Raw genomic sequence first — 15,510 nt, 5'->3', positions numbered from 1 at the left:
TGTCGAACAGTTCGTAGTACACCGCATTGTTGAGATGGCCGAACATGTCGTTGTCGGTCCATCGCGTCAACACCGGCCAGTGCACCGGAAAGTCGCGAGACGTCAGCTCCCGCTCGCTAGCGCTCATGTGGCAAGTCTTTCAGGCCCCGCCCCGCCGGGCGGGACTGGCAAGCTGGTGGAGTGAAGATCCGTGGAGCCGTCCTCGACCGGATCGGGGCGCCACCCCGGTATGCCGAATCCAAGCCGCTGAGGATCACCGAGCTGGAACTCGCGCCGCCCGGTCACACCGAGTTGCTGGTCCGCATCGAGGCAGCCGGGCTGTGCCACTCCGACCTGTCCGTCGTCAACGGCTCCCGGGTACGACCGGTGCCGATGCTGCTCGGGCACGAGGCGGCGGGCATCGTCGAGCAGGTGGGCGCCGGCGTGTCCGACCTAGCCGTCGGGCAGCGCGTCGTGATGACGTTCCTGCCGAGATGCGGCGAGTGCACGGCCTGCGACACCGACGGGCTCGCGCCATGCATCGCCGGCAGCGCCGCCAACGGCGAGGGCGTACTGCTGGGCGGTGGCACGCGGTTGGCCGCCGACGGCGCGCCGGTTCTGCATCATCTCGGCGTCTCGGCCTTCGCGTCGCATGCCGTCGTCGACCGCCGTTCCGTCGTCCCTGTGGACCGTGACGTCCCACCCGTGGTGGCATCTCTGTTGGGGTGCGCGGTGCTCACCGGTGGCGGCGCGGTGCTCAACGCGGGCCGACCCCGACCGGGCGACACGGTCGCGATCGTCGGCATGGGCGGGGTTGGCATGGCGGCGCTGCTGACGGCGCTGGCGCACGACGACGTCCGGGTGATCGCCGTCGACCGGGTGCCGGACAAGCTGGAGCGGGCGCTTGCCTTGGGCGCCCACGCCGCCTACGCGCCGGATGAGGTGGGCGCCGAGAAGGCGGCGATCGTGATCGAGGCCGCCGGGCACCCCGCCGCGCTGGAGACGGCCATCGCGCTGACCGCGCCGGGCGGGCGCACCGTGACGGTGGGACTCCCCCATCCGGACGCTCGAATCACGTTGTCGCCGTTGGGTTTCGTTGCCGAGGGCAGGTCGCTGATCGGTAGCTATCTTGGCTCGGCGGTGCCGGCGAGGGACATCCCCCGGTTCGTCCAGCTGTGGCGGTCCGGCCGCCTCCCGGTGGAGGCGCTGGTGTCGTCGACGATCGACTTGGAGCAGATCAACGAGGGCATGGATCAGCTCGCCGACGGGCACGCCGTGCGGCAGATCATCGACTTCGGCTAGAACCAGGCGTCGCGCATCTCCAAGGTGGTCCGGTCCATGCGCTCGAGCAGGTCGAGCTGTGGTGCCGTCCTCGGCAACTCGTATCGGAAGAAGAACCGCGCCGCCTGCCGCTTGCCGTCGTAGAAGTCCCCCGACAACCCGTCGGCGGCGATGACCTGCTCGAGCCAGATCCACGCGACCACGACGTGCCCAAACGCCTCGAGGTAGATCGCACTGTTGGCGAGTGCCGCCTCGGCATCGCCGGCGGCGAACATCGCACCCGTCACCTCGACCAGTCGCTGCCAGGACGAGTTCAACAGGGCGGCAAGCTCAGCCGTCTCGCCACCAGCGGTGGTGGCCTGCTCGATCGCCGCCGTGACGGCCTTGCCCAGCTCGGCGAGGCTGGCGCCGTCGCGCTGGGTGACCTTGCGGCCCAAGAGATCCAGACTCTGGATGCCGTTGGTGCCCTCGTGAATCGGGTTCAGTCGATTGTCGCGGTAGTGCTGCTCGACGTCGTACTCGCGGGTGTACCCGTACCCGCCGTGCACCTGGATGGCCAGGCTGTTCGCCTCGAGGCACCACTGCGAGGGCCAGCTCTTCGCCACCGGGACCAGGATGTCGAGCAGTAGCGAGGTGGCGTCGCGTTCCTCGTCGGACTCCGCGGTGCGCTGCAGGTCGATCAGCTTGGTGCAGTACAGCCCGAGGGCGAGGCCGCCTTCGACATAGGCTTTCTGCGCCAACAACATTCGCTTGACGTCCGCGTGTTCGACGATCGGCACCTGCGGCGTGGACGGGTCCTTCACCAACCTGCCCTGTGGCCGTTCGCGCGCGTACTCGACTGACTTGAGATAACCCGTGTAGCCGAGTGACACCGCGCCCATCCCGACGGCAAGGCGGGCCTCGTTCATCATGTGGAACATGTAGATCAGGCCACGGTGCGGCTCGCCGACGAGATAGCCCACCGCGCCAGCTTCACCGTTCGGAGTGTGGACTCCTTCGCCGAAGTTCAGCACCGTGTTGCTGATACCTCGTTGACCCATCTTGTGATTCAGCCCGGCCAGGGTGACGTCGTTGCGGTCCCCGACCGAACCGTCGGCACCGACGAGATACTTCGGCACGATGAACAAGGAGATGCCCTTCGTGCCCGCCGGTCCACCGGGGATCTTAGCGAGCACCAGGTTGACGATGTTGTCGGTGAGTTCGTGCTCGGCGCCGGAGATCCACATCTTCGAGCCGAACAGGCGGTACGTCCCGTCGTCCCTTGGCTCCGCCCGGGTCAGGATGTCCGCCAGCGATGAGCCGGCCTGCGTCTCGGAGAGCGCCATCGTGCCGGTGAACCGGCCGGCGAGCATCGGCTTCACGAACGTCTCGACCTGTTCGGCATCGCCGAACTTGGAGATGAGATTCGCGTTGGCGACCGTCAGCATCAGGTAACCAGAGGTGCTGACGTTGGCGGCCGAGATGTACGCGAACGCCGCCTGGGCCACGCAGACCGGCAGCTGGGCGCCGCCGAGGGCCTCGTCCATGCTGGCGCCGATCAGGTCGGCCTGCGCGAACGCCTCGATGGCGTCCTTGACCTCACCGATGACGGTGACGTGGTTGCCGTCGAAAGTCGGCTCGTTGGCATCGCTCTTCTTGTTGTGGGGAGCGAAGTACTTCTCGGCCAGCTCCTCGCTGAGGTCCAGCACGCCGTCGAACGTGTCGCGGGAATGCTCGGCGAACCGGTCGCGCTTGGTCAGCTCGTCGACGCGTAGCCACTCGTACAGCAGGAAGTCGATGTCGCGTCGCGACAGCAGAGTGGACTTCACTTCGCGCCTGCGACGTCGATGCCGAGGGGCTCGTCGATGCGCACGGCTTCGTCGCGGATCAGACCGCGCAGCAGCGCGGTGCTGAACTCGACGGCGATCTCCTGCGCAGTGCGGCGACCCTGCGGCCGCAGCCAGCGGTAGGACCCGAGGGTCATGCCGATGTAGCCGAGCGCCAGGACGTGGGAGTCGCAGTCGTAGAACTCACCGCTGGCGATGCCGCGGTCGATGACGTCGCGGACGTGCTCGTACACCGATGTCTCGGCCTTGCGGATGTAGGCCACCTGCTCCTCGGTGAACCACTCCGTGATGTACGGCGCCTCCTGGAAGTAGACGGCGCCGCGCTCGATGTCGCTGGCGATGCCGACCAGTAGGCGGCGCGTGAAGTGGTAGATCATCTCGCGCGCCGAGGCCGTTGGGTCGTCATGGAGGGCGCCAACGGTGAAGTCGGCGGCACTCTTACAGATGTCGAACAGGATCAGCGACTTGCTGGCGTAGTAGTGGTACACCGTGGCCTTGTTCAGCCCCACCGCGTCGGCGACGTCGTCCATCCGGGTGCCGTGGTAGCCCCGAGCGGCGAACAGCTTGGTGGCGACGGCCAGCAGTTCCTCTCGGCGGGTCAGGCCGTTGGCCGAATTCGTCGATGAGCCGCTTGCGCGAAGAGGATCAGATTCGGTGGACATGGCGACTCACTATAGGTAGGTGGGGCCTTCGCCCGGGGACCAATCAACTGGTTGGCCAGTTTAGGCAATCGCTCTCTTCCACTGTTCGGCGCGGGGCCTTCCGGGCTAGACTTTGCTCAAAGTCGTCTCGCATGGAGGTATTGATGGATCCGAATCCTGACTACGACGCCAGCGACGAGATCGAGTACTTCTTCAACTTCGTTCCATGGGGCCTGCGCGGCGTCTACCCGCCGCCCGCCTATCCGCCCGTCTAAGAAACAGTCAACCTGGCACTGGCGCCCAAGGGTGCCAGTGCCAGTTCTTGCTGCGCCGAAGCTAAGCGGCGGCGGCCTTCACCGCACGTCCCACTTCGGCGCGCAGCCGCGTGTACTCGGGGGAGCGCCTCAGCTCGTCGGGGTCGATCCCGGTGCGTGGCAGATCGACGGGAAGGTCCAACGCAACCTGGCCCGGCCTGCGGGTCAGCACGACGATGCGAGAGCCCAGGAAGGCGGCCTCGTCCGCGCTGTGCGTAACGAATACCGTGGTGCGACCGGTTTCCGCGCTGACCTGGCGGACGTCTTCCTGCAGTCGTTCCCTGGTGAGGGCGTCGAGGGCAGCGAACGGTTCGTCGAGGAGGAACAGTGGCGTCTCGGCTGCGAGGGCCCGCGCGATCGCGACTCGCTGCTGCTGACCACCGCTGATCTCCCAGATCTTCCGGTCCGCGGTGCCGTCGAGTCCGACGCGCTGCAACAGCTGGTCGCGCCGCTCGGCCCGCCTCTCGCGGGGCACCTTGGCGTACTTGAGGGCGAGGTCGACGTTGCCGCCGACGGTGCGCCACGGGAACAGCCGAGGCTGCTGAAAGACGACACCCGCGGTCACGCCGGGGGTGGGGGCGTCGCCCGAGACCTGCACCCGCCCGGTGCTCGGCTCCTCGAAGCCGGCGATGAGCCGCAGCAGTGTGCTCTTGCCGCAGCCCGACGCGCCGACCAAGACCAGGAACGCCCCTGGTTCGACGTCGAGGTTCACCGGACCGAGCGCCGTCACGTCTCCGTAGCGATGCGCGAGGTTCTCGATTCGGACACCGCCCCGGACTGCACTTCCCACGGCGTTGGTCTGCTCACTGGTTGAGGGCACCGGGAAGTCCCTTGGTGTAGATGGCGTCCTGAAACGTCTTGAGTGGGGCGGCATTCGGGATCTGCTTCTGCTCGGCCAGGAATTCCGATGCACTCTCAAGGTTGGCCGCGATGTTGCCCGGCGCCCCTTCGGATCCGAGCCATTCGGCGGATGCCACCTGGCCGGGAGTCAGGTACACGCCCTGCTTGAGCTGTCCGACGACGTCTTCCGGGCTCAGACCGATCTCGGCGGCGATGGCCTTGGCCGCCGCGTTCGGATCGTCCTTGATGGTCGTGAGCGCGCGGGCTTCCTGCTTGCGCCAGGTGTCGACGACGTCCGGGTGTGCGTCGGCGAACTCGTTGGAGACCGCCGAAAGGTCGAGTGTCGGCTTGCCATCCTTGGCCAGTTGGCGGCTGGTGATCAGATCCTTGCCGGTCTTGCGAAGGTCGTCGAGCGTGGGCAGCCAGGTGTATGCGGCGTCGATGTCGCCGCGGTCCCACGCCGCGAGGATCGCCTGGGGCTGCAGGTCGACGAGCTGAACGTCCGTGGACGACAGGTTGTTTTGCGCCAGCGCTGCCAGCAGGCTGTAGTGCGCGGTCGACGCGAACGGCGTGCCGACGCGCTTGCCCTTCAGGTCGGGAAAAGTGTTGACGCCACTACCGTTGCGGGCCACGAGTGCCTCGTTGTCGCCGGCGACGTCGAGGACGAAGGCGACCTTGTACGGAATGTTCAACGGCGCGGACAGGCCACGGGCGACGGGGCTGGAGCCCAGCGCGCCGAAGTCGAGTTCCTTGGCGATGAACGCGGTGTTGATGTCGGCGCCCGAGTCGAACTTCGTCCACTTGATGTTGTAGTCGGGCAGCGCCTGTTCGAGCCACTTGTTGTTCTTGACGATCAGGTCGCCGCTCGGAAACGATTGGTAGCCAATGCGAATCGTCGGCTTGCTGGCGTCCTGACCGGAGTGGTCCACCGAGCAGCCCGCCACCGCCAGAGTCGTGACGACCGCCGCGACTAGTAGCGCTCTCAGGTTCATATCTTTCCTCTCCATGGGACGGCGCGTCGTTCTACGGAACGAAGCAGACCGTCGATGATCAGGCCCGAGAAGCCGATGGCGAAGATGCCGACCAGCACCACGGGGGTGTTGTTGTAGTTGCTTGCGTCCTTGACGAGGCCGCCGATGCCGGGGATGCCGTTGAACAGCTCGGCGGCGACCACCGACGAGTAGGCCATGCCGACCGCCAGGCGGATTCCGGTGAACGTTTCGGGCAGGGCCGACGGCACCACCACGTCGCGAATCACCTGGAGGCGGGTCGCCCCGAGTGCGCGGGCCGCTTCAGTAAGGCCGACGGGCGCGGCAACGACCGCGGCCGTCGTCGCCACCGCGGCGGGCGGAAGTGCGGCCAATGCCAGCAGCGTGATCTTCGGCGCCTCGTCGATGCCCAGCCAAATGACGAGCAGGAAGAAGTAGGCCAGCGGCGGCAGCGCCCGGAGGAAGGTCAGCCACGGCTCGAGAACGCTGCGCACCCACCCGACCGATCCCATGACCAGGCCGAGCGCGACGCCGAGACCTACCCCGATGACGACGCCGACCAGCACCCGCCGCAACGTCATGTAGAGGTGCTCCCACAGCAGATAACCCGCGTACCCGCGGGTTCCGTCGTGGGTCGTCGAGACGTCGATGAAGGCCTTCCACACCGTGCTCGGATAGGGGACGAACGTCTGGTTCCAGATCCCCGCGGCGGCAACCAGCTGCCACCCGATCCCGAAGACGACGACGGAGAGCAGGGGTAGCGCCGCTCTGGTCGCACGGCCGCGCCACTTGCCTTGAGGTACGCGTTCAACCGACGAGTCGATACCCGACTCATCGGGGGTGATGTCTACGAAGACGGACACTGTTCCTGCGACTTTCTGCAAGCTGGGCTGGACGGAATGCGTTCAGCGACAGCAGGAGTCAACGGGCGGTGTCGCAGTCACCCACTGTTTCTACCGGGCGTCGCCACCCGGGTAAATGGCTGCGCTCGTGGCGAGTTTTAGTCATCGCCTACCCGTATTCGCTCCGAGGGGCGTATGCTGAGAGGCGTCCTTCTGGACATCCCCGTTTAGCGGAAAGCGGGCATTTGGCCCCGCGTTCAAATTGGTAGCGCCCACTCGTAGAGACTCCTGCGGGTATTTGCGCCCATTTCATCCGTGAGGCCATGGCAGATCGCCAGCTCCGTCAACGACGGTTCGGGCTCAACGCTGCACCGAGGTTGCCCTCCGTGTCTTGCGCTGCGCCCTTGGACGCCTGTTAGGGGGTCCATAAGTGATAATCCAGCCCAGCACCACAGAAGCTATCGACGGAGTCAGCGGCGAGGTGACGCCCTCGTGACCGCTCAATTGGAACGCCCAGTCGAAGACATTCAACAGGTCGACGAGTATGCCGACGTCATGGTCATGTTCAACAGGCTGCATGGCACGTTGACCGAGGTCGAGGACGCCGCTCGCCAACGCGAGGCCATCTTCAATCGATGCTTGGCCCTGGCCGACCGCATCGCACGGCACTACGGTGGTCGCGGCGAGGACATCGAAGACCTGACGCAGGTCGCCCGCCTTGGCCTCGTCAAGGCCGTCAACCGATTCGATCCCACCAAGGGCTCGCACTTCGTCGCCTTCGCCGTCCCCACCATGATGGGCGAGGTGCGGAGACACTTCCGTGACCACGGTTGGTCGATGCACGTTCCTCGTCGCCTCAAGGATCGGCACGGCCACATCACCAGGGCGACAATGGAATTGACCCAAACGCTGGGACGGGCTCCGTCCGCGGGCCAGTTGGCGACACACCTGGACATGCGCCGCGAGGATATCGTCGACAGCCTGCTGGCTGCCGAGGCATACCGCGTCCATTCCATTGATGCGCCCGTGTCCAGCGGGGATTCGGCACCGCGGATGGTCTCCGACACGGTGGGTGAGGTCGACTTCGAGTTCGACCGCATCACCGATCAGGAGACGGTTCGGCCCCTGCTCGCCGCCTTGCCGGAGCGCGAGCGCACCGTGCTCTACCTCCGCTTCTTCGAGTCCATGACCCAGAGTCAGATCGCCGAACGCATCGGCGTTTCCCAGATGCACGTCTCTCGGATCCTGGAGAAGACCCTGCGGGAGCTGCGCGAACAGCTGTAGACCCGCGTCGATGAGGCCCCTCCCTGGCATCCGGGGAGGGGCCTCGCTCGCGTTCGGCCGACCGCCAAGAATTCGTTGAGAATCCGCCAAGAGCGGACTCCGATGCTGTTCCCAGCTCGCTCGACGACGGCTTCCTCGACGGCATCTCGTCGGAGGGCATCACCTTCACCTCGGAACGGGCGGCGGTCCAGCAGGGCGGCCTGGTGTGCAACTACCTGGCTCACGGCCGGACCGGGGTGAGCATCAGCGACGAGATCATGTCCAACAGCGATCTAACGGCCCATCAGTCCGCCGTCTTCATCGTGGAGGCCGCCAGCGCCTACTGCCCGGGTCTGATGGACCAGATCACCGCTTGATCTTCTGTGCGAGCAGACGCGCAGTGACCAGCCAGGCCACCGCTCGCCGTTTGTGCATCTCGAAGGCCGACGGCGGGACGGGGGGTGGGCAGACCACCAGTGCCTCGACGGCCGCCGCGAAGTCTGGTGTCACTGGAGAGTGCACCTCGCAATAGGCTTCGCCACACTTGCGGCAATGCACTTCGTAGCGAACGGAATTGGGTCCCGATTCGACGAAGGTGTAGTCGGCGACCGCAACGCATCGTGGGCACCGCGCGAGTCCACGTTCAACCACGACGCTCATGGCAGCCGCACTCCTTGTCGTCGATTACGAGAATCACTGCTCGCCATGGTGCGGCCGGGAAGACGGCGCGAGACCGCGCCCGCGGATCTCGATACGTGATCGGTGCGCAATCGAGATCAGCGGTCGCAGGCCGGTTTTCGGGGGATGATGGCGTCATGACCGAGGTACGTGGACGGGTGTGGCGATCAGGCAAACCGGTGGACGGGTTCACGTTCTCCGCCATCTCGGACTGCCTTGCCGACGACGACACCCTGGTGTGGGCCGACATCTACGACCCCGATCACGACACGCTTCGTGCGCTTGCCGACGAACTGACGCTCAACATCTGGGCAGTCGAGGACGCGACGGCGCCGAACGAGCGCACCAAGGCCACCGTGTATCGCACGCACACGTTCTTCACCGTCTACGCCATTCAGATGCTCACCCCCGTGGACGACTCGACCTCGACGTTGGTCAAGCACCGCATCTCGGCGTTCGTGTTGCCTCGCGGGCTGATCACGGTGCGCCTGCCACCGAGCGCGGGCGACGACCCGGGCTTTGGCATGGATGAGGTCTCTCAGCGGTTCGACGAGCTCGGCGGCCAGCAGTACGGGGTCGGCGCGTTGGTGCACGGCCTGCTCGACGTCGTCGTCGACGGGCACTTCGACGCCGTGCAGTCGCTCGACGACGGCATCGAATCCCTCGAAGACGAGTTGTTCGACGACGACGGCCCCAGACGCGGCTTGCAACGTCGCACCTTCCGCTATCGCAAGGACCTCGTCGAGTTGCGCAGGGTGGTGCTGCCCATGCGCGAAGTCGTCAGCGCCATCAAGAGCCGACGGCTGGACGCGAAGACCTCACCCGAACTCAATCCGCTGTACGACGACCTCTATGACCACGTGCTGCGAGCATCGGAGTGGACGGAGTCGTTGCGCGACATGGTCACAACGGTCTTCGAGACGAATCTGTCGCTGCAGGACGCCCGGCTGAACACCGTGATGAAGAAGCTCACCGGCTGGGCGGCCATCATCGCCGTGCCGACGGCCGTCACCGGCTTCTACGGGCAGAACGTCGAGTATCCAGGGATCAACACCGTCGCGGGTTTCGTCGCCAGTTCGGCCGTGATCGTGATCGTGGTGGCGCTGCTGTACGTGATGTTCCGCAAGCGAGACTGGCTATGATTCCGCCTCCAAGAATCCATTGAGAATCCGCCAAGACCGCCATCGGATGCTGTTCGCACATCGCAAGACGCGAGAGCGAAAACCACCTACAGCACCCGGGAGACCACCGAAATGTTCAGCACCCGCATCGCCACCTTCGCCACCACCGCCATCGCCGCGGGCGCCTTCGGGCTGGCCGCCTTCGCAGGTGCCGCGACGGCATCCGCCGGTTCGGCCGACTCGGAATTCCTGACGAACATCTCCGCCGAGGGCATCACCTTCGACTCGACCAAAACGGCGATCCAGGCCGGGCAGCTGGTCTGCAGCTACCTCGCGGGCGGGGAGAGCGGCACCGACGTCGGCCAGGACATCATGAGCGACACCGACCTCACCGCGCACCAGGCCGCCGTCTTCGTCGTCGAGGCCACCTACGCCTACTGCCCGAAGTTCATCCCCCAGATGACCGCCTGACGTCTCGCGAGTCCGACCCGCTTAGCGCCGGAGGGGTACGCGCGAGGTCATGGAGCGAATGGCAGACTCTTCGAATGATCATCGGGATACCGCGGGAGTCTCACGCGGGTGAGACGCGTGTCGCCGCCACGCCGCAGACCAGCGAACAACTCATCAAACTGGGCTACTCCGTCGTCGTCGAGTCCGGTGCCGGCGCCGCCTCCAGCTTCGCCGATACCGCCTATGTCGAAGCCGGCGCCAGCGTCGGTGCACGCGAAGAGGCTCTGTCCGCCGACGTGGTACTCAAGGTCAACGCCCCCTCGGACGGCGAGATCGCCGCGCTGAAGGACAACGCCACGCTCATCAGCCTGATCTCGCCGGCATTGAACCCCGAGCTGGTCGAGAAGCTGGCCGCCCGCCCGATCACGGTGTTGGCGATGGACGCCGTTCCTCGCATCTCGCGGGCCCAGTCGCTGGACGTGCTGTCGTCGATGGCCAACATCGCCGGGTATCGGGCCGTCGTCGAGGCCGCGCACGGCTTCGGCCGGTTCTTCACCGGGCAGGTGACGGCGGCGGGCAAGGTGCCGCCGGCCAAGGTGCTGGTGGTCGGCGCCGGCGTGGCCGGGCTGTCCGCCATCGGCGCGGCGGGCAGCATGGGCGCCATCGTGCGGGCCACCGACCCACGGCCCGAGGTCGCCGACCAGGTCAAGTCCCTCGGCGGGGAGTACCTCTACGTCGACCCGGCGGCCGCGGAGGTCTCGGCCACCGGTTACGCCAAGGAGATGGGCGACGACTACAAGGCCCGCGAGGCGGCGCTTTACGCCGAGCAGTCCCGAGACGTCGACATCATCATCACCACCGCGCTGATCCCCGGCCGGCCTGCGCCCCGCATCATCACCGCGGAGATGGTCGCCTCGATGAAGCCGGGCAGCGTGATCGTCGACATGGCGGCGGCCAACGGTGGCAACGTCGAGGGCACCGTCAAGGATCAGTCCATCGTCACCGACCACGGTGTGACGATCATCGGCTACACCGACCTGGCCGGGCGATTGCCCGCCACTGCCTCCCAGCTCTACGGCACCAACCTGGTGAACCTGCTCAAGCTGCTCACTCCGGAGAAGGACGGCCAGCTCGTGCTGGACTGGGACGACGTCGTCCAGCGTTCGGTGACCGTCGTGCGCAACGGTGAGACCACCTGGCCGCCGCCGCCGGTGCAGGTGTCGGCCGCACCCGCCGCCGCTGCCGCCCCGGTCGAGGCACCAAAGGTCAAGCAGCCGATGACGCAGGCTCGCCGGTTGGGGGTCACGTTCGTCGCCGCCGCAGTGCTGTTCGCGCTCATCGCGCTATCCCCGGCCGCGCTGCAGGTTCACCTGACGGTCTTCGCCCTGGCGATCGTGATCGGCTACTACGTGATCGGGCACGTGCACCATGCGTTGCACACCCCGCTGATGTCGGTGACCAACGCGATCTCGGGCATCATCGTCGTCGGTGCGCTGCTGCAGATCGGCCACGGTGACGCCGTGGTGACCGCCCTTGCTGCCGTCGCCACCCTGCTCGCCAGCATCAACGTCTTCGGTGGGTTCGCGGTGACGCGCCGCATGCTCGCGATGTTCTCGCGTAGCTGACCACGCCGACCCTTACCGCCTGCCCCCTTGAGCTTCCCCTGATCGGACGGATTGCATGCTCACCCTAGAGACCACTGCCACCGCGGCATACGTCGTCGCGGCCCTGCTGTTCATCCTGGCCCTGGCCGGGCTGTCGAAGCACGAGACGTCGCGGTCCGGCAACACCTTCGGCATCGCAGGCATGGCGGTCGCGCTGATCGCGACCATCGCGCTGGCGCTGGCCAGGCACATCGAACCGGTGGGCGTTGGCCTGCTGGTCGGCGCGATGGCGATCGGCGCCGCGATCGGCCTGTGGCGGGCCCGCGTCGTCGAGATGACCGGGATGCCCGAGTTGATCGCGCTGCTGCACAGCTTCGTCGGCCTCGCCGCGGTGCTGGTGGGCTGGAACGGCTACCTGCACGCCGAACACGACATCGCAGGTTCCGAAGCCGCGCTGCTGAATGGAGAGCACCTGCTCGGCATCCACTCCGCCGAGGTCTTCATCGGCGTGTTCATCGGCGCCGTCACGTTCACCGGGTCGATCGTGGCCAACCTCAAGCTCTCGGCGCGCATCAAGTCCACGCCCCTGATGCTGCCCGGCAAGAACATCCTCAACGTCGGCGCGCTCGTGCTGTTCTTCGCGCTCACCGTCTGGTTCGTCATCTCCCCGCAGCTGTGGCTCCTGATCGCCGTCACGGTGCTGGCCCTGCTTCTCGGCTGGCATCTGGTCGCCTCGATCGGTGGCGGGGACATGCCCGTCGTGGTGTCGATGCTCAACAGCTACTCGGGCTGGGCCGCCGCGGCGTCGGGCTTCCTGCTGTCCAACGACCTACTCATCGTGACCGGCGCGCTCGTCGGCTCCTCCGGTGCCTACCTGTCCTACATCATGTGCAAGGCGATGAACCGGTCGTTCATCTCGGTCATCGCCGGTGGCTTCGGCATCGAGGCCGGGCCGAGCGAGGACAAGGACTACGGCGAGCACCGCGAGATCACCGCCGATGGCGCGGCCGAACTGCTCGAGTCAGCCAGCTCGGTGATCATCACCCCCGGTTACGGCATGGCCGTCGCCCAGGCCCAGTACGGGGTTGCCGACCTGACCCGCAAGCTGCGCGCGCGGGGGGTCGACGTCCGGTTCGGCATCCACCCCGTTGCGGGCCGGCTGCCCGGTCACATGAACGTGTTGCTGGCCGAGGCCAAGGTGCCCTACGACATCGTGCTGGAGATGGACGAGATCAATGACGACTTCGACGGCACCTCGGTCGTCCTGGTCATCGGCGCCAACGACACCGTCAACCCTGCGGCATCGGAGGATCCGAGCAGCCCCATCGCCGGCATGCCCGTGCTGACGGTGTGGAACGCCGACCACGTCATCGTCTTCAAGCGCTCCATGGCGTCGGGCTACGCAGGCGTGCAGAACCCGCTGTTCTTCCGGGAGAACACCCAGATGCTCTTCGGCGACGCCAAGGACCGCGTGGACGCGATCAACGCCGCGCTGTCAGAGGCGGCCCACGCCGGAAACTAGGATATCCAACCATGCCGGTTGACCGCCTCCTGCCCACTGACGACGCGCACGAACTGATTGCGCTGACCCGCGACGTAGCCGACAAGCTGCTTGACCCGATCGTCGACGAGCACGAGCGCACCGAGACCTACCCCGAAGGGGTGTTCGCCCAGCTCGGTGCGGCGGGCCTGCTGAGCCTGCCGCAGCCCGAGGAGTGGGGTGGCGGTGGACAGCCCTACGAGGTCTATCTCCAGGTGCTCGAGGAGATCGCGGCCCGCTGGGCGGCCGTCGCCGTCGCCGTCAGCGTGCACAGCCTGTCGTCGCACCCCCTTCTGACGTTCGGCACCGATGAGCAGAAGCAGCGCTGGCTTCCCGAGATGTTGTCGGGCGAACGGATCGGCGCCTACAGCCTTTCGGAGCCACAGGCCGGTTCGGACGCGGCCGCCCTGCGGTGTGCTGCAGTAGCGACCGACGCGGGATACGTCATCAACGGGTCGAAGTCCTGGATCACCCACGGCGGCGTCGCCGACTTCTACACGCTGTTTGCGCGCACCGGCGAGGGCTCCCGCGGCATTTCCTGCTTCCTGATTCCCGGCGACCTCGAAGGCCTGAGCTTCGGCAAGCCCGAGGAGAAGATGGGCCTGTCGGCCGTCCCGACGACGTCGGCGTTCTACGACAACGCCCGGATCGACGGGGACCGCCGCATCGGCGCCGAGGGCCAGGGGTTGCAGATCGCGTTCAGCGCGCTCGATTCCGGTCGGCTGGGCATCGCCGCCGTCGCGACCGGCATCGCGCAGGCCGCCCTCGACGACGCGTGCCGCTACGCCAACGAGCGAACCACGTTCGGCCGCAAGATCATCGATCATCAGGGCCTCGGCTTCCTGCTCGCCGACATGGCTGCCGCCGTTGGCAGTGCCAGGGCCACCTACCTCGACGCCGCGCGCAGGCGCGACCTCGGACGGCCGTACTCGACACAGGCCAGCGTCGCGAAGATGGTCGCCACCGATGCCGCGATGAAGGTCACCACCGACGCCGTGCAGGTGTTCGGCGGGGCGGGCTACACGCGGGACTACCGGGTCGAGCGCTACATGCGCGAAGCCAAGATCACCCAGATCTTCGAGGGCACCAATCAGATTCAGCGCCTGGTCATCGCGCGCGGCCTGACGACCTAGGGTCCCCCGATCAGGGGAACGCGATTCATCCGGTGCGACCGCCGGTCACCCGACAGACGTCGCCCCCGCCACGCGACACAGTGGGGTCATGACTTACTCCATAGCTCGCTACCTCGCACTTCCGATCCTCGCTGCGGGCATCGCCGGCGGCGCCGTCGTCGGCACGGCCGCGGTGGCCAACGCCGCCCCGTCGATCTCCTCCAACGACTCCGGCAACTTCCATGCTCCGACCATTCGGGCCACCCCGCCGCAGACGGTGCAACCCGGGGCCCGCTGGCATCGCCACCACCGGTTCAACTTCGGCGACTGACGGTGCTAATCGGGCGGCGACGCCACGGTGACCGACGTGCCCCGGCCGACGGTGGAGTCGATCGTCATCGCACCACCCATCGCATCGAAACGGGCCTGCAACGACGCCAGCCCGATGTGTCCCTCGGCGACGCGCTGATCGACGATCGAGGGCTCGAAGCCCGCGCCGTCGTCGGCCACGGTGAGCACCACGCGGTCGCCATCGCGGAACAGCCGCACCGTGACCTCGCTGGCACCTGCGTGCTTGGTGATGTTGGCGAGAAGTTCGCGCGCCGCCCGGTACAGCAGGGCCTGCGAGGCGGGCTTGCCGACGTCTTCGAGCTCGGCGTCGACCGTGAAGTCACCGCGACTCTCGTACTGCCGCAACAGTTCTCGGATGCCTGGCGTCAGCCCGAGCTGCGCGAGCACCTGGGGGTGCAGCGCCGTCACCGTCGATCGGAGGCCGGCCGCGGTCTCGTTGAGCGCAGCGTAGACCATGTCCAGCGCCGGGTCGGGCGCGCGTTCGCGCACCTCGTCGAGTTCCAGTCGGGCGGCGAGCAGGGTTTGCAACGGGCCGTCGTGCAGATGCTCGGCCAACTCGCGGTTGGTCCGCTCGTCGGCCTGCATCGACTCGGCGACCAGCCTCTTGCGCACCTCGAGCAGCGCGGCGACGCGGGCCGCGCGGCGGGTCAGCACCAGACACAGTGCCGTCGGGGCGACC

Annotated in this window: 17 protein-coding genes and 1 pseudogene; 10 read left to right on the top strand and 8 right to left on the bottom strand. The window is 66.9% G+C overall.

The features are described from left to right. Nucleotides 1-127: pseudogene (locus QOD90_RS23055) on the bottom strand (acyl-CoA thioesterase); the annotation flags it as partial. 53 nt (nt 128-180) lie between these two features. Between QOD90_RS23055 and QOD90_RS23050 the strand changes: the two are divergent. Next, nucleotides 181-1,281: an alcohol dehydrogenase catalytic domain-containing protein gene (locus tag QOD90_RS23050; protein WP_526353424.1), complete on the top strand. Its 1,101-nt coding sequence runs from the start codon at nt 181-183 to the stop codon at nt 1,279-1,281. Here the strand turns inward: QOD90_RS23050 and QOD90_RS23045 are convergent. Continuing rightward, nucleotides 1,278-3,068 (bottom strand): acyl-CoA dehydrogenase C-terminal domain-containing protein, encoded by a 1,791-nt coding sequence (locus QOD90_RS23045; protein ID WP_526353422.1) that lies wholly within the window; start codon nt 3,066-3,068, stop codon nt 1,278-1,280. The two genes, QOD90_RS23050 and QOD90_RS23045, sit on opposite strands and share 4 nt — an antisense overlap. After that, nucleotides 3,065-3,748, bottom strand: coding sequence for a TetR/AcrR family transcriptional regulator (locus QOD90_RS23040; protein ID WP_526353420.1), 684 nt, complete (start codon nt 3,746-3,748; stop codon nt 3,065-3,067). The genes QOD90_RS23045 and QOD90_RS23040 overlap by 4 nt, the downstream gene beginning before the upstream one ends. A gap of 140 nt (nt 3,749-3,888) precedes the next feature. On the opposite strand from QOD90_RS23040, the gene QOD90_RS23035 reads away from it, so the two are divergent. After that, nucleotides 3,889-4,002: a hypothetical protein gene (locus QOD90_RS23035; RefSeq protein WP_318974354.1), complete on the top strand. Its 114-nt coding sequence runs from the start codon at nt 3,889-3,891 to the stop codon at nt 4,000-4,002. A gap of 61 nt (nt 4,003-4,063) precedes the next feature. Here QOD90_RS23035 and QOD90_RS23030 read toward each other — a convergent pair whose 3' ends face one another. From QOD90_RS23030 to QOD90_RS23020, 3 genes are read right to left on the bottom strand one after another with little or no spacing between them, the layout of a single operon-like run. Continuing rightward, nucleotides 4,064-4,861: an ABC transporter ATP-binding protein gene (locus QOD90_RS23030; protein ID WP_526353418.1), complete on the bottom strand. Its 798-nt coding sequence runs from the start codon at nt 4,859-4,861 to the stop codon at nt 4,064-4,066. Next, nucleotides 4,845-5,873, bottom strand: a complete 1,029-nt coding sequence (locus tag QOD90_RS23025; protein WP_526353416.1) for a taurine ABC transporter substrate-binding protein — start codon at nt 5,871-5,873, stop codon at nt 4,845-4,847. Before QOD90_RS23025 ends, QOD90_RS23030 begins: the two co-directional genes overlap by 17 nt. Then, on the bottom strand, nt 5,870-6,733 hold the full coding sequence (locus tag QOD90_RS23020) for an ABC transporter permease (RefSeq protein WP_526353414.1): 864 nt from the start codon (nt 6,731-6,733) through the stop codon (nt 5,870-5,872). Before QOD90_RS23020 ends, QOD90_RS23025 begins: the two co-directional genes overlap by 4 nt. Nucleotides 6,734-7,204: 471 nt before the next feature. Between QOD90_RS23020 and QOD90_RS23015 the strand changes: the two genes are divergently transcribed. Both QOD90_RS23015 and QOD90_RS23010 read left to right on the top strand, forming a co-directional pair. Next, nucleotides 7,205-7,996, top strand: coding sequence for an RNA polymerase sigma factor SigF (locus tag QOD90_RS23015; RefSeq protein ID WP_526353412.1), 792 nt, complete (start codon nt 7,205-7,207; stop codon nt 7,994-7,996). A gap of 23 nt (nt 7,997-8,019) precedes the next feature. Further along, nucleotides 8,020-8,352 carry a DUF732 domain-containing protein gene (locus tag QOD90_RS23010; protein ID WP_526353426.1) on the top strand — a complete coding sequence of 111 codons (333 nt, stop codon included), beginning with the start codon at nt 8,020-8,022 and terminating at the stop codon, nt 8,350-8,352. Here QOD90_RS23010 and QOD90_RS23005 read toward each other — a convergent pair. Further along, nucleotides 8,342-8,635, bottom strand: a complete 294-nt coding sequence (locus QOD90_RS23005) for a hypothetical protein (RefSeq protein WP_526353410.1) — start codon at nt 8,633-8,635, stop codon at nt 8,342-8,344. The two genes, QOD90_RS23010 and QOD90_RS23005, sit on opposite strands and share 11 nt — an antisense overlap. 155 nt (nt 8,636-8,790) lie before the next feature. On the opposite strand from QOD90_RS23005, the gene QOD90_RS23000 reads away from it, so the two are divergent. The 6 genes from QOD90_RS23000 to QOD90_RS22975 all read left to right on the top strand — a co-directional run bounded on the left by QOD90_RS23000 (nt 8,791) and on the right by QOD90_RS22975 (nt 14,811). Then, nucleotides 8,791-9,795, top strand: a complete 1,005-nt coding sequence (locus tag QOD90_RS23000) for a magnesium transporter CorA family protein (protein WP_526353408.1) — start codon at nt 8,791-8,793, stop codon at nt 9,793-9,795. A gap of 111 nt (nt 9,796-9,906) precedes the next feature. Further along, on the top strand, nt 9,907-10,245 hold the full coding sequence (locus QOD90_RS22995) for a DUF732 domain-containing protein (RefSeq protein ID WP_526353406.1): 339 nt from the start codon (nt 9,907-9,909) through the stop codon (nt 10,243-10,245). A 74-nt stretch (nt 10,246-10,319) separates the two neighbouring features. Beyond that, entirely contained in the window at nt 10,320-11,849 is a 1,530-nt protein-coding gene (locus QOD90_RS22990; protein WP_526353404.1) for a Re/Si-specific NAD(P)(+) transhydrogenase subunit alpha, read from the top strand. Between the two features lie 55 nt (nt 11,850-11,904). Next, nucleotides 11,905-13,350, top strand: coding sequence for a Re/Si-specific NAD(P)(+) transhydrogenase subunit beta (gene pntB / locus QOD90_RS22985; protein WP_526353402.1), 1,446 nt, complete (start codon nt 11,905-11,907; stop codon nt 13,348-13,350). A gap of 11 nt (nt 13,351-13,361) precedes the next feature. After that, entirely contained in the window at nt 13,362-14,501 is a 1,140-nt protein-coding gene (locus tag QOD90_RS22980) for an acyl-CoA dehydrogenase family protein (protein ID WP_526353400.1), read from the top strand. Nucleotides 14,502-14,589: 88 nt separating this feature from the next. After that, nucleotides 14,590-14,811 (top strand): hypothetical protein, encoded by a 222-nt coding sequence (locus QOD90_RS22975; RefSeq protein WP_526353398.1) that lies wholly within the window; start codon nt 14,590-14,592, stop codon nt 14,809-14,811. A gap of 5 nt (nt 14,812-14,816) precedes the next feature. Here QOD90_RS22975 and QOD90_RS22970 read toward each other — a convergent pair. Then, on the bottom strand, nt 14,817-15,510 hold a 694-nt coding region (locus tag QOD90_RS22970), incomplete at its 5' end, for a sensor histidine kinase (RefSeq protein WP_526353396.1).

Origin of the sequence: Mycobacterium sp., assembly GCF_032161845.1 — a bacterium.
Classification (GTDB): Bacteria; Actinomycetota; Actinomycetes; order Mycobacteriales; family Mycobacteriaceae; genus Mycobacterium.
Note: the sequence above shows the minus strand (reverse complement) of the source record. Positions and strands in the feature narration are given on the sequence as shown.